Genomic DNA, 21595 nt, shown 5'->3' on the forward strand with positions numbered 1-21595 from the left:
GATGTCCTGTCCGTCCATCGCGCACGTTCCGTGCCGTCGCTGTCAGCAGGCTAATTCCTTTTCAGGACTGTACGGCGCGCGCGGGAACGTCACCCGTTTCCCCGCCCCCGGGTGCCGAGAGCGCTGCCGTTGCGTTGAATCCGAAGTGACCTATGCCTACGGGAGCAAGCATGTCTGTGTCACATGGGCCGCGTGACCCACGGCCGGGCGGCTCGGCGCCACAGCGAGGCCGGCTCCGGCGCATCGGGCAGTGGTGCGCCCGTCACTGCGTGATCGTCATCGTGGTGTGGCTGGCCGCTCTGGTCGGGCTGCAGGTTCTGAACCATGCCTACGGCGGTGAGTACTCGGACGACTTCTCCCTGCCCGGCACCCAGTCGCAGGCGGGCCTGGACGTCCTCAAGGCACACGAACCCGCGGCCGGCGGTTACAGCGCCCAGGTCGTGCTGCACGACTCGGACAAGCCCCTCAGCGACGAGAGTGACCAGGTCGGCTCGGCTGTCAGCAGCCTGCAGAAGCTTCCTCACGTGCTGTCCGCGCAGAGCCCGCTCCCCGCGCAGCAGCAGCCCGCGGGCACCCCGAACGTCGGGCCGCTGTCCTCCGACGGAAAGACGGGCTACATCACCGTCCGCTTCGACGTGCAGCCCTCCACCCTCGGCGACGACTATCTGGACGGCGTCGACAAGGCGGTGCAGCCGTTGCGTTCCGCCGGTGTGGAGGTGGAGTACGGAGGCCCGCTGGGCGAGCTGGCCAGGCCGGAGCCGGACGACCGGACGAGCGAGGCCATCGGATTCGGTGTGGCGATCGTGGTGCTCCTCATCGGATTCGGCAGCGTGCTCGCGGCGCTGCTGCCTCTGGTGACGGCGCTGGTCAGCGTGTTGTGCGGCCTGGCCTGCCTGGGCCTGCTGGCGGCCGCGTTCACCTTCGCCACGGTCTCGCCGACGCTGGCCACGATGATCGGGCTCGGCGTCGGGATCGACTACGCCCTCTTCCTGGTCACCCGACACCGTCAGAATCTCCTGGGCCAGGATCCGTTCACGGCGGCGGGGCATGCGACGGCGACCAGCGGACGGGCGGTACTGGTCTCCGGGTGCACAGTGATCATCGCTCTGTCCGGCCTGTGGGTCTCCGGGATCTCGTTCATCGGCAAGCTGGGCCTGGCCGCCGCGGTCACCGTCGTCACGGCGGTGCTCGGCGCGCTGACACTGGTCCCGGCGCTCCTTGGCCTGATCGGGCGGCGGATCGACAAGCTCCGGGTGCGGGCCCCGATCGCCGAGACGAACACCGCGACAGGTGAGGCATCCAAGGGAGGCTGGCACCGCTACGCGCAGCGCGTGGAGCGACGGCCCTGGTGGTTCCTCATCGGCGGCGCCGCCGTGCTCGCCGTCCTGTCGGTCCCCGTCTTCTTCATCCAGCTCGGGCACATCGGCGACGGGGCGGACCCGAAGTCCTTCACCGACCGGCGCGCCTTCGACCTGATGTCCTCGGCCTTCGGACCCGGTTCGAACGGTCCGATGACCCTCGTCATCGACCAGACCGACGTGCCGCAGTCGGACAGATCCGCACTGGCGACCCAGGCGCAGAAGGCCCTCACCGGCGTACCCGACGCGGCCGTGATCACTCCGCTCAAGGCCACGTCGGACGGCGACGTCCTGATCTCCACGGCGTACTCCGTGGCCGCTCCCCAGGACGGGCGGACCACCGACCTGCACGAGCACCTGAGCGACGACGTGCTGCCGCAGGCGGTGTCCGGGACGAAGGCGAGTACGTACGTCACGGGGACGACCGCCGCACAGGCCGACTTCCTGGAGATCGTCTCCAAGAAACTGCCGCTGATCATCGCGGTGGTCGTGGCCCTGGCCTTCCTCGTCATCCTTGTCGTGTTCCGAGGGCTGCTCGTCGCGGTCAAGGCCGCCGTGCTCAACGTGCTGTCGATCGCGGCCTCGTACGGGGTGGTCGTGGCCGTCTTCCAGTGGGGATGGGGCGGGCCGGCGCTCGGGGTCTCGGGGAAGGTCCCGATCGAGAGCTACGTACCGATGATGATGTTCGCGATCGTCTTCGGACTGAGCATGGACTACGAGATCTTTCTGCTGTCCCGGGTCCACGAGGCGTGGATGCGCACCCGGGACGCCAAGGCGAGCGTCGCCCACGCCCTGGAGATCACCGCACGGGTCATCACCTGTGCCGCGTTGATCATGGTGAGTGTCTTCGCCGCGTTCATCATCAGCGACAACATCGTGGTGAAGATGCTGGGGCTCGGCCTCGCGGCCAGTGTGCTCATCGACGCCACCGTGGTCCGCCTGTTGCTGGTGCCCGCGGTCATGACGCTCCTCGGCAAAGCCGCCTGGTGGGCGCCTCGTTGGATGGACCGGCTGCTCCCGCACATCGACGCCGAGGGCGAGAGCCAGACCATGGAAGCGGGCAAGAAGCCGGGCTGACGCGACCGCCCTACGAACCCGTCGAGGGGCGGCCGTCCATGTGCCGCTCCCCGTAGGGACGGAAGAGCCCTTCCTGTACGACCGAGACCAGCAGCCTGCCCTCGATGTCGTAGATACGGCCGCGCGCGAGACCGCGGCCACCCGTCGCGATCGGGGACTCCTGGTCGTACAGGAACCACTCGTCCGCGCGGAACGGGCGGTGGAACCACATGGCGTGGTCCAGCGAGGCCATGTCGAAGCCTCGGGGGCCCCACAGCGGTTCCACCGGGATGCGGACGGCGTCCAGGAGCGTCATGTCGCTCGCGTACGTCAGCGCGCAGGTGTGGACGAGGGGGTCGTCGCCGAGCGGGCCGACCGCACGCATCCAGACCGCGCTGCGCGGCTCGGCGTCCTTGATCTCCTCGGGGGTCCAGCGCAGCCGGTCCACGTAGCGGATGTCGAAGGGCTGGCGTCGGGCCATGCGCTCCAGCTGCTCGGGGAGCTCGCCCAGATGCTCGGTGATCTCCTGGGCGACCGTCGGCAGCGTCTCGGGGTCGGGAGCCGTGATGCGCGGCGGCAGCTGGTGCTCGAAAGCGCCCTCCTCGGGCTGATGGAAGGAAGCGGTGAGATTGAAGATGGTGCGTCCCTGCTGGACCGCGGTGACACGGCGTGTGGTGAAGGAGCGCCCGTCCCGCACCCGTTCGACCTGGTACACGATCGGCACGCCCGGACGGCCCGGCCGCAGGAAGTACGCGTGCAGCGAGTGCACCGGGCGCTCGCCCTCGGTGGTGCGACCGGCGGCCACCAGGGCCTGCCCGGCGACCTGCCCGCCGAACACCCGCTGCAGGGACTCCTGCGGGCTGCGGCCACGGAAGATGTTGAGCTCGATCTGCTCCAGGTCCAGCAGATCGACAAGACGGTCGGCGGGGTTGTTCATGACGGTTCCTCGACTCCTGTCCGGGGGAAGCTCGGTGCGGTCAGAGCTGGCCGACGTCGGTGACCCGGACGACGGCGCGGCCTTCCTCGTCGGAGGCCGCGAGATCGACCTCAGCGCTGATGCCCCAGTCATGGTCGCCGTTCGGGTCGGCGAACGTCTGCCGGACGCGCCACAGACCGTGCTCCGGGTCCTCCTCGATGAGCAACAGCTTGGGGCCGCGGGCGTCGGGACCGGTGCCGAGATCGTCGTACTCGTCCCAGTACTTGTCCATGGCCGCGCCCCAGGCGTCCGCGTCCCAGCCGGAATCGGCGTCCAGTTCGCCCAGCTCCTCGACGTGGTCGAGGGCGGCGAGCTCGACGCGGCGGAAGAGCGCGTTGCGGACCAGGACGCGGAAGGCGCGGGAGTTGGCGGTGACCGGCTTGACCTGGTCGGCGCGCTCCTGGGCTTCTTCGGCGGTCATGACCTCGGGGTTGGCGAGCTGCTCCCACTCGTCGAGGAGGCTGGAGTCGACCTGGCGGACCATCTCGCCGAGCCAGGCGATGAGGTCTTCGAGGTCCTCGGACTTCAGGTCGTCCGGGATGGTGTGCTCAAGAGCCTTGTACGCGCTCGCGAGGTAGCGCAGGACGATGCCCTCGGTGCGGGCGAGTTCGTAGAAGGACGTGAACTCCGTGAAGGTCAGCGCCCGTTCGTACATGTCACGGATCACGGACTTGGGGGAGAGCGGGTGGTCACCGACCCACGGGTGGCTCGTCCTGTAGGTGTTGTACGCGTGGAAGAGGAGCTCCTCCAGCGGCTTGGGGTACGTGACGTCCTGGAGCCGCTCCATGCGGTCCTCGTACTCGACGCCGTCCGCCTTCATCAGGGCCACGGCCTCGCCACGCGCCTTGTTCTGCTGGGCGGCGAGGATCTGGCGCGGGTCGTCGAGGGTGGACTCGACGACGGACACCATGTCGAGGGCGTACGACGGGGATTCCTGGTCGAGCAGGTCGAAGGCGGCGAGGGCGAACGTCGACAGCGGCTGGTTGAGCGCGAAGTTCTGCTGGAGGTCGACCGTCAGACGCACGATGCGGCCCGAGGCGTCCGGCTCGTCGAGCTTCTCCACCACGCCGCCGTCGAGCAGCGAACGGTAGATGGCGATGGCGCGGCGGATGTGCCGCAGCTGCTGCTTGCGCGGCTCGTGGTTGTCCTCGAGGAGGTGACGCATCGCCTCGAACGCATTGCCCGGACGGGCGATCACCGCGAGGAGCATGGTGTGTGTGACGCGGAAGCGGGAGGTCAGCGGCTCGGGCTCGGAGGAGATGAGCTTCTCGAAGCCGGACTCGGTCCACCCCACGAAGCCCTCGGGCGCCTTCTTGCGCACCACCTTGCGGCGCTTCTTCGGGTCGTCGCCCGCCTTGTTGAGGGCCTTCTCGTTCTCGATGACGTGTTCGGGCGCCTGCGCCACGACGAGGCCCGCCGTGTCGAAGCCGGCCCGGCCCGCGCGGCCCGCGATCTGGTGGAACTCCCGGGCGCGCAGCGTCCGCACGCGCGTGCCGTCGTACTTGGTGAGGGCGGTGAACAGCACCGTGCGAATCGGGACGTTGACGCCGACGCCGAGGGTGTCCGTGCCGCAGATGACCTTCAGGAGACCGGCCTGCGCCAGCTTCTCGACGAGTCGCCGGTACTTGGGCAGCATGCCCGCGTGGTGCACGCCGATTCCGTGGCGTACGTACCGCGAGAGGTTGCGGCCGAACTTGGTGGTGAAGCGGAAGCTGCCGATCAGGTCGGCGATCTTGTCCTTCTCCTCACGGGTGCACATGTTGATGCTCATCAGCGACTGCGCGCGCTCGACGGCCTGTGCCTGCGTGAAGTGGACGATGTAGACCGGCGCCTGCTTGGTCTCCAGGAGCTCGGTGAGGGTCTCCGTGATGGGCGTCAGGCGGTACTCGTACGAGAGGGGGACCGGGCGTGTCGCGGAGCGGACCACCGAGGTGGGGCGTCCCGTGCGGCGCGTCAGATCCTTCTCGAACATCGAGACGTCGCCGAGCGTCGCGGACATGAGGATGAACTGCGCCTGCGGCAGTTCGAGGATCGGGATCTGCCAGGCCCAGCCGCGGTCCCCCTCCGCGTAGAAGTGGAACTCGTCCATCACGACCTGGCCGATGTCGGCGTGCTTGCCGTCCCGCAGCGCGATGGACGCGAGGACCTCGGCCGTGCAGCAGATGACGGGCGCGTCGGAGTTCACGGACGCGTCGCCGGTCAGCATGCCGACGTTCTCGGTGCCGAAGAGCTTGCACAGGTCGAAGAACTTCTCCGACACCAGCGCCTTGATCGGCGCGGTGTAGAAGGTGACCTTGTCCTGGGCCAGCGCCGTGAAGTGTGCACCCGCCGCGACCAGGCTCTTTCCGGAGCCGGTCGGCGTGGACAAGATCACGTTGGCTCCGGAGACCACCTCGATCAGCGCCTCCTCCTGAGCCGGATAGAGAGTGATCCCCTGACCCTCGGCCCACGAGGAGAAGGCTTCGAAGAGAGCATCGGGGTCGGCATCCGGCGGCAGCTGATCAATAAGTGTCACACCCCCATCTTGCCTTCCTTCTCACCCGATGAGGGAACCGGCGGTTCGTACGAAGATCACGAACGCTACGCTGTGTCGCCAACGGGGCGTCAGTACAACGAAAATGAGGCGGGGAACAGCCATGATGGGTCCGGCACACTCACTGTCGGGGGCGGCGGCCTGGCTCGGCGTCGGAGCGGCCGCGGCGGCGGCGGGGCACACGATGCCCTGGCCGGTTCTCCTCGTCGGAGCCTTGATCTGCGCCGGGGCCGCGCTCGCACCCGACCTCGACCACAAATCGGCGACCATCTCGCGGGCCTTCGGGCCGGTCTCCCGAGGCCTGTGCGAGATCGTCGACAAGCTCTCGGCGGCCGTCTACAAGGCCACCCGCAAGCAGGGCGACCCGCGCCGTGCGGGCGGTCACCGCACCCTCACGCACACCTGGCTGTGGGCGGTCCTCATCGGGGCGGGGGCCTCGGGCCTGGCCATCTTCGGCGGCCGCTGGGCGGTCCTCGCGCTGCTCTTCGTCCACATGGTCCTCGCCATCGAAGGCCTGCTGTGGCGGGCCGCGCGCGGATCGAGCAGCGACGTGCTGGTGTGGCTGCTCGCCGCGACGAGCGCCTGGATCCTGGCCGGAGTCCTGGACAAGCCCGGGAACGGCGCGGACTGGCTGTTCACCGCGCCGGGCCAGGAGTACCTGTGGCTGGGGCTTCCGATCGTGCTCGGCGCCCTGGTGCACGACATCGGGGACGCGCTCACGGTCTCCGGCTGCCCGATCCTGTGGCCCATCCCCATCGGCCGCAAGCGCTGGTACCCCATCGGGCCGCCGAAGCTGATGCGGTTCAGGGCGGGCAGCTGGATCGAGCTGAAGGTGCTGATGCCGGCCTTCATGCTGCTCGGGGGAGTGGGCGGCGCGGCCGCGCTCAACTTCATCTGAGGGCGGGTCCCGCCTGCGGACAGGAGGAGCGCCGGTCCGGCAGACGTGCGGGACCGGCGGTCCCGATGCGGGGTGAGGCTTCAGCGCCGTGCGTGGCGGATCTTCAGCCGTCCGAACCCCATGGCCCCGGAGATCCGGATTTTCGGCCCGCCCGGCCTGTCCGGGCGGGACCGCCGCGAGGGCTTGTAGCGCGCGTCCTTCCAGTCCGTGCGCAGCTCCTCGATCTCGACGATCGCGTCGCGAGGAACCGTGATCCGGGCCTTGCCGGAGCCGAGTTGCAGCTCGATGTCGACCACCGGATGCTCGAAGACCGCCTGAGACAGGTCCAGGTGCACGCTTCCGAACGCGGACTCGACCTTGAGGGTGCGCGGCACCCGCCAGGCGCCGCGCCGCTGGATCCGTCCGGCGGCGGCGCCAATCGTGGACGTCGTGCCAGGCTTCTCTGCCGGGAGCGAGGCCAAGGCCGCCACGAGCTCGCCGTGGGTCTCGACGGTGAGCACCTGGTGGAGGCGCTCGTCCATCTCCTCGTGCGGGACGTGACCTTCGGCGTACGCCTCCTGCAGGCGCAGCACGGCCTTGTCACGGTCGTCTTCGGTGATACGTGGCGGCGGGTCGTCCGGCAGGCGGGTCACCGGTTCACTCTAGTGTTCGTACCGGCGAGGTCTAGATGGCGAGCTTTACATAGTGAGGTCCCTGTGCCTCAGACGTACCCGGCAAGACCGTCCGCCAGCGCCTCCTCGTCACCGTCGCGCAGCGCGGCCAGGGCCTGCTGCAAGGCGAAGCTGCCGCGGATCGTGGCGGCACGTGCGGCCACCTCGTTGTCTGTGACCGCTCCACCCTCGTCCGTGGCGACCCCTCCTTCGGCCGTCGACGAGCCGCCCAGCGTGAGCATCCCTGCCAGCACCCGGTCCAGTACGTCACCGCCGCAGCTGGCGCCCACCGCCGCGAGGTCCTCCGCCGGATCGCCGAGCGCGACCTCGTCCCAGTCGACGACCCCGCTGAGCCGTGGCCACCCCTCGGCGTCGTCCCACAGCACGTTCTCGCCGCCGAGGTCGCCGTGCACCAGCGCCCCGGTGACGTGGGGAAGGCGGTCGAGCGCCGCGAGCTCCCGTTCGGCACGCAGCCGCCCTGCGTCGGACATGAGGCCGAACAGCTCCGCGCGGACGTCCGCCGCGAACCTCCGCCACTCGTCCACGGGCGCATGCGGCAGCGCCGCTCGGACTGCCTCGTCGGAGCCCGCGTCGGCGAGGGCGGTCAGCAGCGTGGCGTACTGCGCCGCCACCGCATCGGCCACCTCGGGGCGGTCGAGTACGCCGTCGGCCAGTGGTGCTCCGGGGACTCGGCCGAGCACCAGGTACGGCGGCTCGTCCGTGCCGTGAGCACCGCCGGCCAGCAGCGGCTCGGGTGTGCGGAAGCCGAGGTCGAGCCCGGCGAGAACGCCAAGCACGGCCGCCCGAGTGGTCAGCCGGGCAGCTGCCGCCTCGGTGCGGGCGAAGCGCACCACACGGTCCGAGCCGATCACCACGTGATGGAACTGCCCGTGGAGAACGGGCAGTTCAGCCACCACGTCATCGGGCAGCAGACGACTCAGCAGAGCCTGATGCGACACGCCCGGCACGAAGCGAGAGGGACTCCCGCCTGCCGCCAGGTCGCCCGCCGCAGGCCCGCCCGCCACCGGCTGACCTGCCTCAGGCCCGCCCGCCGCCCGGGTCGACGAACTATCCATGCCAGGACCGCCAGAGCGCCGCGTACGCACCCCCCGCCCCCACCAGCTCGTCATGGCTGCCCAGCTCGCTGATCCGGCCGTTCTCGACCACCGCGATGACATCCGCATCGTGCGCGGTATGCAGCCGGTGGGCGATGGCCACGACCGTGCGGCCGTCGAGGACGCGGGCGAGGGAGCGTTCCAAGTGGCGTGCCGCGCGCGGGTCCAGGAGCGAGGTCGCCTCGTCAAGGACCAAGGTGTGCGGGTCGGCGAGGACCAGGCGGGCCAGCGCGATCTGCTGGGCCTGTGCCGGGGTGAGGGCGAAGCCGCCCGAACCCACCTCGGTGTCCAGGCCCTCGCCCAGAGCCTGTGCCCAGCCGTCCGCGTCGACCGCGCCCAGAGCCGCCCACAGCTCCGCGTCCCGCGCCCCGGTCCTGGCGAGGAGGAGGTTGTCGCGCAGGGAGCCCACGAAGACGTGGTGCTCCTGGTTGACCAGCGCCACGTGGGAGCGGACCTCTTCGGCGGGCATGGCCGACAGCTCGGCCCCGCCCAGCGTCACGTGACCGTCGCGCGGTGCGTAGATCCCGGCGAGCAGCCTGCCGAGGGTGGACTTGCCCGCGCCGGACGGGCCGACCAGGGCGACACGCGAACCAGGCTCGACGGCGAGCGACACCTCGCGCAGGACGTCGACGCCCGCGCGGTAGCCGAAGTGCACGTCGTCCGCGAGGACATGGCGTCCGTCGGGAGTGACGGAGCCGTCGCCCGCGTCCGGTTCGATGTCCCGTACGCCCACGAGCCGAGCGAGCGAGACCTGGGCGACCTGCAGCTCGTCGTACCAGCGCAGGATGATCCCCAGCGGGTCGACGAGCATCTGGGCGATCAGCGCCCCCGTCGTCAGCTGGCCGACGCTGATCCAGCCCTGGAGGACGAACACGCCGCCGATCATCAGGACGGAACAGAGCACGAGGGTGTGCGTGAAGGTGATGACCGGGAAGAGGACGGAGCGCAGGTAGAGGGTGTGGCGTTCCCACGCCGTCCATTCCTTGATCCGGCGCTCCGACAGCTTCACACGGCGCTCTCCGAGCCGGTGCGACTCCACCGTGCGCCCCGCGTCGATGGTCTCGGCGAGAGCGGCGGCGACGGCGGCGTACCCGGCGGCCTCCGAACGGTAGGCGGAGGGCGCCCGCTTGAAGTACCAGCGGCATCCGACGACCAGGAGAGGCACCGCGACGAGGAGGGCGGGCGCCAGCGGCGGCGCTGTCACGGCGAGACCGCCGATCAGGAGCGCGGCCCACACCACGCCGATGGCGAGCTGCGGCACCGCCTCCCGCATGGCGTTCGCGAGCCGGTCGACGTCGGTGGTGATCCGGGAGAGGAGATCTCCCGTCCCGGCCCGTTCGAGCACACCCGGCGGCAGCCCGACCGAACGGACGAGGAAGTCCTCGCGCAGATCGGCCAGCATCCGCTCACCGAGCATCGCACCGCGCACCCGCACCTGATGGACGAAGACGGCCTGCACGACCAGCGCCACGGTGAAGATCCCGATGGTGCGGCCCAGATGGAGGTCGCGGGCGCTGTCCGAGACGTTCTGGACCAGATCGCCCAGCAGGTAGGGACCGGCCATGGAAGCCACCACGGCGCAGGTGTTGACCGTGATGAGCAGGGCGAAGGCCCGGCGGTGCCGCTTGAACAGCTCGCGTACGTAGGCCCCTACCGTCGCGGGCGCGCCCACGGGCAAGGTGTCCGCCGTGGTCGGGGCCGCCGGGTCGTACTCCGGTGGCGCCAGGCCGATCATGCCGTCTCCTCGATGTCGATGTCGATGTCGATGCCGATGTCGGTGGTGGTGTTGGTGCCGGTCGGCGCCTGCGAGGCCCGTTCCTCATCCGTCTCGCGCGTCACGACCGCCCGGTAGCGCGGCTCGCTGTGCACCAGTTCGCGGTGTTCGCCCACCGCCACGACCTCGCCCTCATGGAGGAAGACGACACGCTCGGCCCGGTCCAGGAGCAGCGGTGACGACGTGAGGACCACGGTCGTACGTCCCTTGCGCAGCCCCTTGACGCCCTCGGCGACCCGCGCCTCGGTGTGCGAGTCGACGGCTGACGTCGGCTCGTCGAGCACGAGGACCTCGGGATCGGTGACCAACGACCTTGCCAGCGCGAGACGTTGGCGCTGCCCGCCCGACAGGGAGCGTCCGCGCTCGGTGACGTGGGCGTCCATCGGGGCCTCGTCCACGGAGGCCTGCGCCAGGGCGTCCAGGACGTCCGCGCACTGCGCCGCCGCCAGGGCGTCGTCGGCGCTCACCGCTCCCGACGCCGGTACGTCGAGCAGTCCGCGGAGTGTGCCCGAGAGCAGGACCGGGTCCTTGTCCTGCACGAGGACGGCGGTACGGGCGGTGGCCAGCGGCAGCTCGTCGAGCGCCACCCCGCCGAGCAGCACGGACGGCAGCTCCTCCGCGTCGTCGAACGCCGCGTGCCCGCCGAGGCGCTCGGCGAGCCGCCCCGCCTCGTCCGGGTCGCCGCACACGACGGCGGTGAACCGGCCCGAGGGAGCCAGGAGTCCGGTCGCCGGGTCGTAGAGATCACCCGAGGGCATCTCCACGTCGCCACTCCGGCCGCCCGCAGCCGTGTCCGTGCCGTCCCGCGGCCCGTCACCGGCATGCGCCGTGCGCTGCAGCGAGAGCACCCGGGCGGCCCGCTTGGCTGAGGGGCGCGAGAAGCTGTAGGCCATCGCGATCTCCTCGAAGTGCCGCAAGGGGTAGGTCAGGAGCGTGACCGTGCTGTAGACGGTGACCAGCTCGCCGATGGTGATCCGGCCCTCGCGGGCCAGATTCACGCCGTGCCAGACAACCGCGATCAGGAGCAGCCCCGGCATCAGCACCTGGACCGCCGAGATCGCCGCCCACATCCGGGCGCTGCGCACAGCGGCCGTACGCACTTCCTGCGAGGCGCGGCGGTAGCGGTCGAGGAAGAGTTCCTCGCCGCCGATGCCGCGCAGCACCCGCAGACCCGCCACGGTGTCCGACGCAAGCTCTGTGGCGCGCCCGGCCTTCTCGCGCTGATGGTCGGCCCGCCGGGTGGCGCGCGGCAGCAGCGGCAGCACGGCGAGCGCGAGCACCGGGACGCCCACCGCGACGACGATGCCGAGAGCGGGCTGGTACACAACGACGCCCACGCAGACGAAGACGACCGTGAGTGCCGCAGCCGTGAACCGCGAGGCGGCCTCCACGAACCAGCCGATCTTCTCGACGTCACCGGTGGAGACCGCGACCACCTCACCGGCGGCGACGCGCCGCGTGAGCGCCGAGCCGAGCTGCGCGGTCTTACGGGCGAGGAGCTGCTGGACGCGGGCGGCGGCGGTGATCCAGTTGGTGACCGCCGTGCGGTGCAGCATGGTGTCGCCGAGGGCGATGGCGAGGCCGCTCAGCGTCATCACCGCACCCGCCACGGCGAGTCGTTCCCCTGAGCAGTCGACCACGGCCTGCACGGCGAGTCCGACGAGGTAGGGGAGGACCGCGATCGAGCCGAAGTGCAGGAGACCCCAGGCGAGTGATTTCAGCTGGCCGCCGAGCTGGTTGCGCCCGAGCCAGCGCAGGAAGTGAGGGCCCGAGCGGGCATCCGGCATGCCCGGGTCGGTGAACGGTAGATCGCGAATCTGCATGACGGGTGACGTCCCAGGGTCGGAGAGACAGACCGTCGGTTCGGCGGAGCGTGCCGGCGTGAACGGACGGTGGTGAACGGATGGTGGTGCGCGGACGGCGGCGGTGCGCGGACGGTGGTGAACGGGCGGAGGAGCTGCTCCACAGGGGGAGGCAACTGACATCGAGCGGCGGTAACAGGCCGTGAAAGGTTCGCCTCGGACGGTGGCGCGAAGCAAACGATTTTCCGTCGGGGAGTAAAGATTCGGCCCCTTCTCCGCCCGGGGCCGGGCGCCGGGACGGCTCGCGTGAACCGGGTGCGACCATGGACGGATGCGTATAGCCGGTGCGGTGCGAGCGGTGGCCGCGGTCGCGGCCTGCGGTGTTCTTCTGACGTCCTGTGGCAGTGGGGACGACGGGGCGAAGGCCGGAGGGAAGAAGGACGACGCGGACCGGGCGAAGAGAGCCGGGGCGCCGGCGACGACCGACCTCAAGCGCATCCCCGACGTGGGCGACCGCCTCCAGAACAAGATCCCGAAGAACTCCCGGCAGGTCGTGGCGGTCTACGGCCAGGGCGAGGACTCTGCGAAGTCCACCGTCGTCCTGTACGAGAAGTCCGGCTCGACGTGGGACAAGACCCGCAGCTGGGCCGCGCACAACGGCAAAAAGGGCTGGACCACCGACCATCGCGAGAACGACAAGCGCAGCCCGGTCGGCGTCTACACGCTCACCGACGCGGGCGGCGTCCTCGCCGACCCGGGCGCCGAACTCCCGTACACCCAGAGCACGTCGATGCAGGCCCCGCACTACTGGCCCAAGACGCACTGGCACGACTTCGACTACGTCATCGCCATCGACTACAACCGCGCCAAGGGCACTCCGCCCAACGACCCGACCCGCCCCCAGGGCCAGTCCAAGGGCGGCAGCATCTGGCTTCACATGGACCACGGCAGCGGCACGTCGGGCTGCGTGAGCCTGTCGAAGCCGGGCATGGAGTACCTCCTGAAGAGCCTCGACCCGAAGCAGCACCCGGTCGTGGTGATGGGGGACAAGGCGAACTTGAAGGGCTAGCTCCGCGGGGCGTGTCGGGCATAGAAATCCCCCATGAGAAGACGCGTCATGTCCATGCTCGCCGGGGTCACCCTCGCGGCGAGCACACTCTTCAGCGCGGGCCCGGCGGCGGCCGACACGCCCCCACCGGAATTCGGCAACGACTGGCACGACCCGGTCACGGCCGCCCCGCCCGTCCCGAAGCCGCACACCAAGTCCTGTGAAGTGACCGTGGCCGAGGCGCAGTTCAAGGACTTCACGCCCTACGAAGGCGCCTACAGCCCGCCCGGGAAATGCGGCGCGGGCGACTGGGGCAAGGTCGTCCTGCGCCTCGACGGCAAGGTCAAGGGGCGGCAGTACGACCGCCTCGGCTATCTCCGCGTGGGCGGTGTCGAGGTCTTCAGGACGTCCACCCCTGAGCCGTCCGTCGACGGCATCTCCTGGTCCGTGGAGAAGGACGTCACGCGCTACCGCGAGACCCTGGCGCGCGACCAGCGGGTCGAGATGCTCATCGGGAACGTCGTCAACGAGACGTACACCGGCGTCATCGACGTCAAGGCGACCCTGACGTTCTACGCGGCGCGGAAGGGCGGCGCGAACGGCGACGCGAAGGACGAGCAGGGGCCCCCGGACCGCGTCCTGCCGCTGGGCGACGGCACCGCCCTCACCACCCCGCGCAACAGCGAGCGCATCGTCGCCGAGGTCTACGCGACCGGCTCCGGCGGCGGCTGCGAGGAGTACTGGTATCTGACGGTCCCGGACGCGGCGCCCTACTCCTGCAAGGCCGAGGACGGGCCCTACCGCGAGGTGCAGGTCACGGTGGACGGCCAACTCGCCGGTGTCGCCACGCCGTTCCCGACCGTGTGGACGGGCGGCTGGTCCAACCCCTTCCTGTGGTACGTGATTCCGGGTCCCCGCGCCTTCGACATCAAGCCCATCGAGTACGACCTGACGCCCTTCGCCGGGCTGCTCAACGACGGCCGTCCGCACCAGGTGGAGGTGTCCGTGGCGGGCAGGCCGGAGGCGACGACCGGCTGGCACACGCCGACCAACGTCCTCGTCTGGCAGGACGAGAAGCGCGAGCGCGTCACCGGCAAGCTGACCGCGCACAAGGCGGGCGACCTCGCCAACCAGGCCACGTACACGCCCGGTTCGCCGGAGCGCGAGCACCGTCTCGACACCTCGGGCAGCCACCGGCTCAGCGTCTCGGGATACGTCGACACCTCTCACGGCCGCGTCGAGACGACCGTCACCCGTGCGCTGGCCAACACATCCGTCCACCGCTGGACCGAGGGCGAGTCCACCGACGCGCTCAAGTCGACCTGGACCGACCGTGAGACGGTCACCCGGGACGGCCGCGCGACCCGTACCGACCGGACGTACACGATGGACGGCACGACGACGCTGGGCGCCGGTGACCGCCTGCGCACCGAGATCACCCTCGGCGACAGGGCGGAGACCGTCGTCAGGAAGGACGGGCGCCGCACCGCTCGTACGGTCACCGACGACCGCTACGAAGGCGACGCGACGTACACCGCCAACGCCCCGCGCGAGGACCGGCACGCCGTCGGCACATCCCGTGAGCGCTATCGCGTGTACGGCGACGGCGGCTGCCACGACCGCACGCTGGCCACCGAACAGGGCGCTCTCACGGTGAACCGGCTGCGCTGCTGATTCCCTCTCTCCGCCCCGGCTCTTGGAGCAAGATCCAAGATTTACACCGATGTGATCTGGAGGTCTTTTGCGGAAGCGGGCACTCCGCCATAGTGGCGCCTCGCGGAAACAAAGTTCCGTATGGCAGAAGTCACTTGAAGTCTCACTACAGGAGTGCCCGTGCCGCAGTCCGTACCGTCCCTACCGCGACGCGTAGCACGCACATTGCGCACCTCACTGTTCGCGCAGGTCGCCTGCGCGCTGGTGCTCGGAGTCCTCGTCGGAAGGCTGTGGCCCGACGTGGGCACCGCCGTCCAACCGCTCGGCGACGGCTTCGTACGTCTCATCAAGGCGATGATCGCCCCCCTTGTGTTCTGCGTGGTCGTCGCCGGCATCACCAAGGCCGGAGATCTCAAGGCCTTCGGGCGCATCGGGATCAAGGCCCTCATCTGGTTCGAGGTCGCGACCACGGTCGCCCTCGTCGTCGGCCTGCTCGCCGGGAACCTCGTCAGTCCCGGCGCCGGAATGAACGTCGACCCCGCCACACTCGACGCGTCCGAGGTCGACGCGAAGACCGGCGGCGGTGAGCTGCCCTCCACGAGCGAGTTCATCCTGCACTCGCTGCCCGACAGCGCGATCGGTGCCTTCGCCGAGAACTCGCTGCTCCAAGTCCTCGTGCTGTCCTGTCTGGTGGGCGCGGCGCTGCTGCATCTCGGCAACACGAAGGTCCCCGCGATCCTGCCCGCCATCGAGCAGGGCCAGGAGGTCGTCTTCGCGATCGTCGGCTTCATCATGAAGCTGGCACCGCTCGCCGTGTTCGGCGCCACCGCGCATCTGGTGGGGGAGTACGGTCTCGGCGCCCTGTCGACGTACGGCAAGCTCATCGGGGTCTGTTACGCGGTGGCCCTGATCTTCCTCGTCCTGCTCGCCGTGGCCCTGAAGGCGCTGACGGGTCTGAGCCTGTGGAAGTTCGTGCGCTACACGCGCGAGGAGATGCTGCTCGCGCTCGGCACGGCCTCCAGCGAGGCCGTCATGCCGCGCATGATGCAGAAGCTGCGCCAGGCGGGCTGCCGCGACGACGCGGTGGGCCTGGTCCTGCCGACGGGGTACTCCTTCAACCTCGACGGCGCTTCCATCTATCTCTCCGTCGGTACGCTGTTCATCGCGCAGGCCGTGGGCGTGGACCTGAGCCTGGGCCAGCAGATCACGGTCGTCCTCGTCCTGATGCTGACCAGCAAGGGCATGGCGGGCGTGCCCGGTTCGGCGTTCCTCGCGCTGTCCGCGACCGCCTCGGCGCTCGGGGTCATCCCGGCCGGTGCGGTCGCCCTGCTGCTCGGCGTGGACCGCATCATGGACGCCATGCGCGTCGCCACGAACCTGCTCGGCAACTGCGTCGCGGTCTTCGTGGTCTCGCGCTGGGAGGGCGCGCTGGACACGGCGCGGGCCAAGAAGGTCCTCGGCGGCGAGATCGCGTTCGTACCCGAGCAGGCGGAGGAGCCCGGCAGCGCTGACGTGAGCACCGCCGGGCCCGATGAGCCCAAGTCCCTTACGCCTTCGGCTTCTCCGAGTCCACTCCCGGACGCTCCTTCTTCCACAGTCCGCGAGTGAAGTCCGGGATCGCCTGCGGCGCGCCCTTCGCCTTGATCGACAGATGGCTCAGGGGGACGGGCGACGTCCAGACCGCGGCGTCGTAGACGTCGAAGTCGGGCACGAGGCCGAGCTGCATGGTCTGCATCAGACGGAAGATCATGATGTAGTCCATGCCGCCGTGCCCGCCCGGCGGATTGGAGTGCTCCTTCCACAGCCAGTGGTCGAAGTCCGCGGCGTACTTGCCGAAGTCGCCCCACTCGTCGTTCGTGTGGTCCGGCTCGATGTAGATGCGCTCGGGATAGTCCTCGAAGACGCCCTTGGTGCCGCCGAGGCTGTTGATGCGGCTGTAGGGGTGGGGGGTCGAGACGTCGTGCTCCAGACGGATCACCCGCCCCTTCGCCGTCTGCACGAGGCTGATCGTGCGGTCGCTCTCGATGTACGTCTCCTTCCAGCTCGGGTCGCCCGCGGGCATGTGCGCCTTGCGGTACTCGGCCAGGCCGAGGGCGGGCGTGCCGAAGCTGGAGATGTGCGTGACGCGGTCGCCGCGGTTGATGTCCATGTAGTTGGAAACCGGACCGAAGCCGTGGTTGGGGTAGAGATCACCGCGCAGCCGCGTGTGCCACAGACGCCGCCACGGGCCCTCGTAGTAGTCCGGGTCGAACATCAGGCCGCGCAGGTCGTGGTTGTACGCGCCCGCCCCGTGCAGCAGATCGCCGAACTTGCCCGCGTGGGCCATGCGCAGGACACGCATCTCGTTCTTGCCGTAACAGCAGTTCTCCAACTGCATGCAGTGTCTGCGGGTCCGCTCGGAGAGGTCGACCAGTTCCCAGAGCTGGTCGAGTTGGAGGGCGACGGGACACTCCACGCCGACGTGCTTGCCGTTCAGCATCGCCGTCTTGGACATCTCGAAGTGCCAGTCCCAGGGCGTCGCCACGTACACGAAGTCGACGTCCCCGCGCTTGCACAGGTTCTCGAAGTCGTGATCACCCTTGGTGTACGTCGCCGGGGCGGGCTGGCCCGCGTCGGTGACCTTCTTCGCGGCGGCCGCCGTCTTGTCCTTGACCGGGTCGCAGAGCGCGACGACCTTCACTCCCGGGATCGCCAGGAAGAGGTCGATCATGCTGCCGCCGCGGTTGCCGAGGCCGACGATGCCGACGCGCACCGTGGAACGCCGCTCGAACGGTACGCCGACCATGGTCTTGCCCTTGCGGGGCGGAGCCTCGGCGGCGGAGGCCGCCGCGGCGGGCGCGCCCTGCGGGGCGTCGGCGTGGGCCGTGCCGCCGGTGAGGGCGCCGAGGCCGAGCCCGGCTCCGGCGAGGCCCGCGGTGCGGAGCACGGCACGGCGGGAGGCGCCGTCGGCGGAGTCGTCAGGGGTCGCGGACTCGTCAGGGTTCGGTAGGGCGTGCTCGTCGTGCATCGGACCTCCGTGGCTTGGATGCCTGCGCTGGAACGGATGCCACCCTGATGCGGGGACGGGCGTGGCGCAAGGGACCGAAGTGGCCAGGGAGTTGGATTTATTTCGCGCCTCGGTTGCGAGGCGTCTGGTGCGGGTGTCTTGGCGGGGTGGTGCTCACGGACGCGTCGCGCGCTCCAGCTCCAGGAGTACGGAGTAGTAGGCGCGGCCCGTGGCGTGGTCCATGCCCACCTCGCACATGCGGTTCGCCGAGAGGTGCGCGTCGAAGGGACGGGCGGTGACCTCCGCCGCTTCCTTGCGGGTGGCCGACTCCGTCAGCTCCTTGTGCAGCATGCCGCGGTCACCGGCGAAGGCGCAGCAGCCCGCGTCGTCCGGGACGACCACCTCGTCCGCGCAGGCCTCGGCGACGGCGCGCAGCTGGGCCTCGTCGCCGAGGTGGCTCATGGAGCAGGTGGGGTGCAGGACGGCGGAGCCGACCGTGCGGTGCACGGTCAGGTGGGGGAGCAGCTCGTCCGCGGCCCAGACGAGCGAGTCGACGATGTTCAGCTCCCTGTGCAACTGCCGGTTGTCGGCGCTGAGGTAGGGCACGACCTCGTGCGCGATACCGAGAGTGCAGGACGAGGCGTCGACCACGAGGGGCAGCCTGCCGCCCGCCGTCCAGCCCCAGGCCGCCTCCACGATGCGGTTGGCCATGACCGCGTTGCCCTCGTCGTACCCCTTGGAGTGCCAGATCGTCGCGCAGCAGGTCCCCGCGACATCGTCCGGAATCCAGACGGGCCTTCCCGCGCGTGCGGAGACGGCGACCACCGCCTCCGGCAGGGAACGGTCACCCGGGCTCCCGAAGATGCGGTTGACGCACGCCGGGTAGTAGACGGCGTCGGCGCCCACGCGCGAGGTGCGCGGCAGCTTGCGGGCGGCCGCCCCCGGGATGTCCGGCAGCCACTCGGGAACCAGATCGGGGCGAACTGCCTTGCGCGCGGCGCGTGTCACCGTGGTCAGGAGCCGGTCGCTGATCCGGCTCGAGGAGGCCACGGCCAGGCGCGCGGCGGCTTCGACCGCCTTGAAGTTCCTGGCGGCGACGGCGGCCACCTTCTCCTCGCGCGGCGAGTGCCGTGCGTGCCGGAAGTCCTTCATCAGTGCGCCCGTGTCGATCCCCACCGGGCAGGCCAGCTTGCAGGTCGAGTCGCCGGCGCAGGTGTCCACGGCGTCGTATCCGTACGCCTCCACCAGGCCGTCCTCGACCGGGGAGCCGGGCGACTGGCGCATCATCTCGCGGCGCAGCACGATCCGTTGGCGCGGAGTCGTCGTCAAGTCCTCGCTGGGGCAGGTCGGTTCGCAGAAGCCGCACTCGATGCAGGGGTCCGCGATCAGCTCCACCTTGGGGATCGTCTTCAGGCCGCGGAGGTGGGCCTTCGGGTCGCGGTCCAGGACGATGCGCGGCGCGAGCACACAGTCCGGGTCGATGACCTGCTTGGTGCGCCACATCAACTCCGTGGCCTTCGGGCCCCATTCGAGCTCCAGGAACGGGGCGATGTTGCGTCCCGTCGCGTGCTCGGCCTTGAGCGACCCGTCGAACCGCTCGACGGTGAGCGCGCAGAACTCGTCCATGAACGCGGCATAACGCTCCACGTCCGCCAAAAGAGCCGCGTCGAAGGCGAGCAGGAAGTGCAGATTGCCGTGCGCGGCATGGCCCGCGACGGCCGCGTCGAAGCCGTGCCGCGTCTGGAGCTCAAGGAGGGCCTCACAGGCGTCGGCGAGCCGGGACGGCGGCACCGCGAAGTCCTCGGTGATCAGCGTCGTCCCGGAGGGCCGCGAGCCGCCGACCGCCGTCACGAAGGCCTTGCGGGCCTTCCAATAGCCCCCGATCGTCTTGGGGTCACGAGTGAAGGCGTTGGTCACCGAAGCGACCGGCGCGACGAGTTCGAGCCCCTCGACGACCTCGGCGGCCGCCGCTTCGTACGCCTCCTGGCGTGCCTCGTCCGGCGCGCGGAACTCCACCAGGAGCGCGGCCGTCGACTTCGGGAGCTGCCCCCAGTCGGCGGGCACCCCCGCGACGCTGGTGGACGCGCGCAGGGTGTTGCCGTCCATCAGCTCCACGGCCAGCGCGCCCGCTTCGTTGAACAGCGGGACGGCCGCCGCGGCGGCCGTCAGCGAGGGGAAGAACAGCAGGCCCGTGGTGACCTGCCGGTCCAGCGGAAGCGTGTCGAAGACGACCTCCGAGATGAACCCGAAGGTTCCCTCGGAGCCGACCATCAGGCCACGCAGGATCTCGACGGGCGTCGCACCGTCCAGGAACGCGTCAAGGCGGTAGCCGTTCGTGTTCTTGATCTCGTACTTGGCGCGGATGCGGGCCGTGAGCTCCGGGTCCGCCTCGATCTCCCGCTTGATCGCCAGCAGGCCCTCGCACAGGGACGGTTCGGCGTGGGCCAACTGCTCGTCGGCGTCCGGGTCCGCCGTGTCGACGACCGTGCCCGTCGGCAGGACGAAGGTGAGCGAGGCCACCGTGCGATACGAGTTGCGGGTGGTGCCCGCCGTCATGCCGGACGCGTTGTTCGCGACGACCCCGCCGATCGTGCAGGCGATGGCGCTCGCCGGGTCGGGGCCGAGCACGCGCCCGTGCCGGGCGAGCGTGGCGTTGGCCCGCAGGACGGTCGTGCCGGGACCGATGCGTGCCTGCTCGCCCTCGCCGATGACCTCGACGCCCGCCCAGTGCTTGCGCACGTCGACCAGGATGTCCTCGCCCTGGGCCTGGCCGTTGAGCGAGGTGCCCGCCGCGCGGAAGACGACCTCGCGGCTCCTGCCGTGCGCGTACGACAGGACGGCGGAGACGTCGTCGATGTCCTCGGCGACGACCACGACCTGCGGCACGAAGCGGTAGGGGCTCGCATCGGAGGCGTACCGGACGAGGTCGGAGATCTTCGTCAGAACCTTGTCCGCGCCGAGCAGTGCGGTCAGCTCCGAGCGCAGCGGCTCGGGGGTGCCCGCGGCCTGCCGGTCCGGCACCCGGTCGTGGGCCGGGCCCCGCGGGCGTGAGGCGGGGCGCAGGGCTTCCGGCGTGGGCTCCAGCAGCGGCATGAGCTCTCCTCGGCGGTGTCGGACGGTCAGGCGGTGCCGGACGGTGGGCGGGGGTCAGCAGCGGCGGACGTCCGGCACGTCCAGCAGTGCGTTCAGCAGGCCGCCCAGCTGCTCGCGCTGCTCGGCGTCCAGTGGAGCCAGGATGTCCTCTGCGGCGGCCCTGCGCGCGCTGCGCAGCTGCCTGAGTGCCTTGCCTCCCGCGTCCGTGAGCTCGATGCGGATCACCCGGCGGTTGGTCGGATCGGGGACGCGACGCACGAGATCACTGGCCTCCAGGCCGTCGACCAGGCTCGTCACGGCGCGCGGGACCACTTCGAGGCGCTGGGCGAGGTCGGCCATGCGGGGCGGCGTGTCGTAGTGCACGAGGGTGCGGAGCAGGCGCGACTGGGCCGGGGTGATGCCGATCGGCACCAGATGGCGCTTCTGGATGCGGTGCAGCCTGCGGGTCAGCCGCAGCAACTGTTCGGCGAGGAGTCCGTCGGCGTCCGGGGTGTTCATGCGGGAACATTATCAGGACCATGTTCATTGTGAGTATAGGTAACAGTGAGCTATGATCCCTCAGTCGTCGTCGGCCCGTGTGCCGACGGCCATGATCGGCCCATGTGCCGACCGTCATCGCCGGTCCGCGTGCCGGCGGCCGCCTCGCCTCCCGT

14 protein-coding genes are annotated in these 21595 nt (G+C 70.2%); 5 read left to right on the top strand and 9 right to left on the bottom strand.

Going from position 1 to position 21595, the window contains the following annotated elements; genetic code table 11:
- Positions 1 to 170 precede the first annotated feature (170 nt).
- On the top strand, positions 171 to 2435 hold the full coding sequence (locus tag M4V62_RS40385; protein ID WP_249592163.1) for an MMPL family transporter: 2265 nt from the start codon (positions 171 to 173) through the stop codon (positions 2433 to 2435).
- A gap of 10 nt (positions 2436 to 2445) precedes the next feature.
- On the opposite strand, the gene M4V62_RS40390 is transcribed toward M4V62_RS40385, so the two are convergent.
- Positions 2446 to 3351, bottom strand: a complete 906-nt coding sequence (locus tag M4V62_RS40390; RefSeq protein WP_249592164.1) for an acyl-CoA thioesterase — start codon at positions 3349 to 3351, stop codon at positions 2446 to 2448.
- A gap of 40 nt (positions 3352 to 3391) precedes the next feature.
- Positions 3392 to 5905 (bottom strand): DEAD/DEAH box helicase, encoded by a 2514-nt coding sequence (locus M4V62_RS40395; RefSeq protein WP_249592165.1) that lies wholly within the window; start codon positions 5903 to 5905, stop codon positions 3392 to 3394.
- Between the two features lie 121 nt (positions 5906 to 6026).
- On the opposite strand from M4V62_RS40395, the gene M4V62_RS40400 reads away from it, so the two are divergent.
- Positions 6027 to 6821, top strand: coding sequence for a metal-dependent hydrolase (locus M4V62_RS40400; RefSeq protein ID WP_249592166.1), 795 nt, complete (start codon positions 6027 to 6029; stop codon positions 6819 to 6821).
- Positions 6822 to 6901: 80 nt separating this feature from the next.
- On the opposite strand, the gene M4V62_RS40405 is transcribed toward M4V62_RS40400, so the two are convergent.
- The 4 genes from M4V62_RS40405 to M4V62_RS40420 all read right to left on the bottom strand — a co-directional run bounded on the left by M4V62_RS40405 (position 6902) and on the right by M4V62_RS40420 (position 12183).
- Positions 6902 to 7453, bottom strand: a complete 552-nt coding sequence (locus tag M4V62_RS40405) for a DUF1707 SHOCT-like domain-containing protein (RefSeq protein ID WP_249592167.1) — start codon at positions 7451 to 7453, stop codon at positions 6902 to 6904.
- 68 nt (positions 7454 to 7521) lie between these two features.
- Complete coding sequence (locus M4V62_RS40410; RefSeq protein WP_249593205.1) at positions 7522 to 8439, bottom strand: phosphotransferase family protein; 918 nt, start codon at positions 8437 to 8439, stop codon at positions 7522 to 7524.
- Between the two features lie 100 nt (positions 8440 to 8539).
- The gene (locus M4V62_RS40415) at positions 8540 to 10321 is read right to left on the bottom strand and encodes an ABC transporter ATP-binding protein (protein WP_249592168.1); all 1782 of its coding nucleotides are present in this window, start codon (positions 10319 to 10321) and stop codon (positions 8540 to 8542) included.
- Entirely contained in the window at positions 10318 to 12183 is a 1866-nt protein-coding gene (locus tag M4V62_RS40420) for an ABC transporter transmembrane domain-containing protein (RefSeq protein ID WP_249592169.1), read from the bottom strand. The genes M4V62_RS40415 and M4V62_RS40420 overlap by 4 nt, the downstream gene beginning before the upstream one ends.
- 310 nt (positions 12184 to 12493) lie before the next feature.
- Between M4V62_RS40420 and M4V62_RS40425 the strand changes: the two genes are divergently transcribed.
- The 3 genes from M4V62_RS40425 (at position 12494) to M4V62_RS40435 (ending at position 16471) form a co-directional block, all read left to right on the top strand.
- The gene (locus M4V62_RS40425) at positions 12494 to 13231 is read left to right on the top strand and encodes a L,D-transpeptidase family protein (protein WP_249592170.1); all 738 of its coding nucleotides are present in this window, start codon (positions 12494 to 12496) and stop codon (positions 13229 to 13231) included.
- A 33-nt stretch (positions 13232 to 13264) separates the two neighbouring features.
- Complete coding sequence (locus M4V62_RS40430; protein WP_249592171.1) at positions 13265 to 14884, top strand: peptide-N4-asparagine amidase; 1620 nt, start codon at positions 13265 to 13267, stop codon at positions 14882 to 14884.
- 159 nt (positions 14885 to 15043) lie between these two features.
- Positions 15044 to 16471, top strand: a complete 1428-nt coding sequence (locus M4V62_RS40435) for a cation:dicarboxylate symporter family transporter (RefSeq protein WP_249592172.1) — start codon at positions 15044 to 15046, stop codon at positions 16469 to 16471.
- On the opposite strand, the gene M4V62_RS40440 is transcribed toward M4V62_RS40435, so the two are convergent.
- From M4V62_RS40440 to M4V62_RS40450, 3 genes are all read right to left on the bottom strand, one after another.
- On the bottom strand, positions 16410 to 17870 hold the full coding sequence (locus M4V62_RS40440) for a Gfo/Idh/MocA family protein (protein WP_249592173.1): 1461 nt from the start codon (positions 17868 to 17870) through the stop codon (positions 16410 to 16412). The two genes, M4V62_RS40435 and M4V62_RS40440, sit on opposite strands and share 62 nt — an antisense overlap.
- A 153-nt stretch (positions 17871 to 18023) precedes the next feature.
- The gene (locus M4V62_RS40445) at positions 18024 to 20942 is read right to left on the bottom strand and encodes an FAD-binding and (Fe-S)-binding domain-containing protein (RefSeq protein ID WP_249592174.1); all 2919 of its coding nucleotides are present in this window, start codon (positions 20940 to 20942) and stop codon (positions 18024 to 18026) included.
- Positions 20943 to 20996: 54 nt separating this feature from the next.
- Positions 20997 to 21440, bottom strand: a complete 444-nt coding sequence (locus tag M4V62_RS40450; protein WP_249592175.1) for a MarR family winged helix-turn-helix transcriptional regulator — start codon at positions 21438 to 21440, stop codon at positions 20997 to 20999.
- Positions 21441 to 21595: the final 155 nt, after the last annotated feature.

Origin of the sequence: Streptomyces durmitorensis (genome assembly GCF_023498005.1) — a bacterium.
Classification (GTDB): domain Bacteria; phylum Actinomycetota; class Actinomycetes; order Streptomycetales; family Streptomycetaceae; genus Streptomyces; species Streptomyces durmitorensis.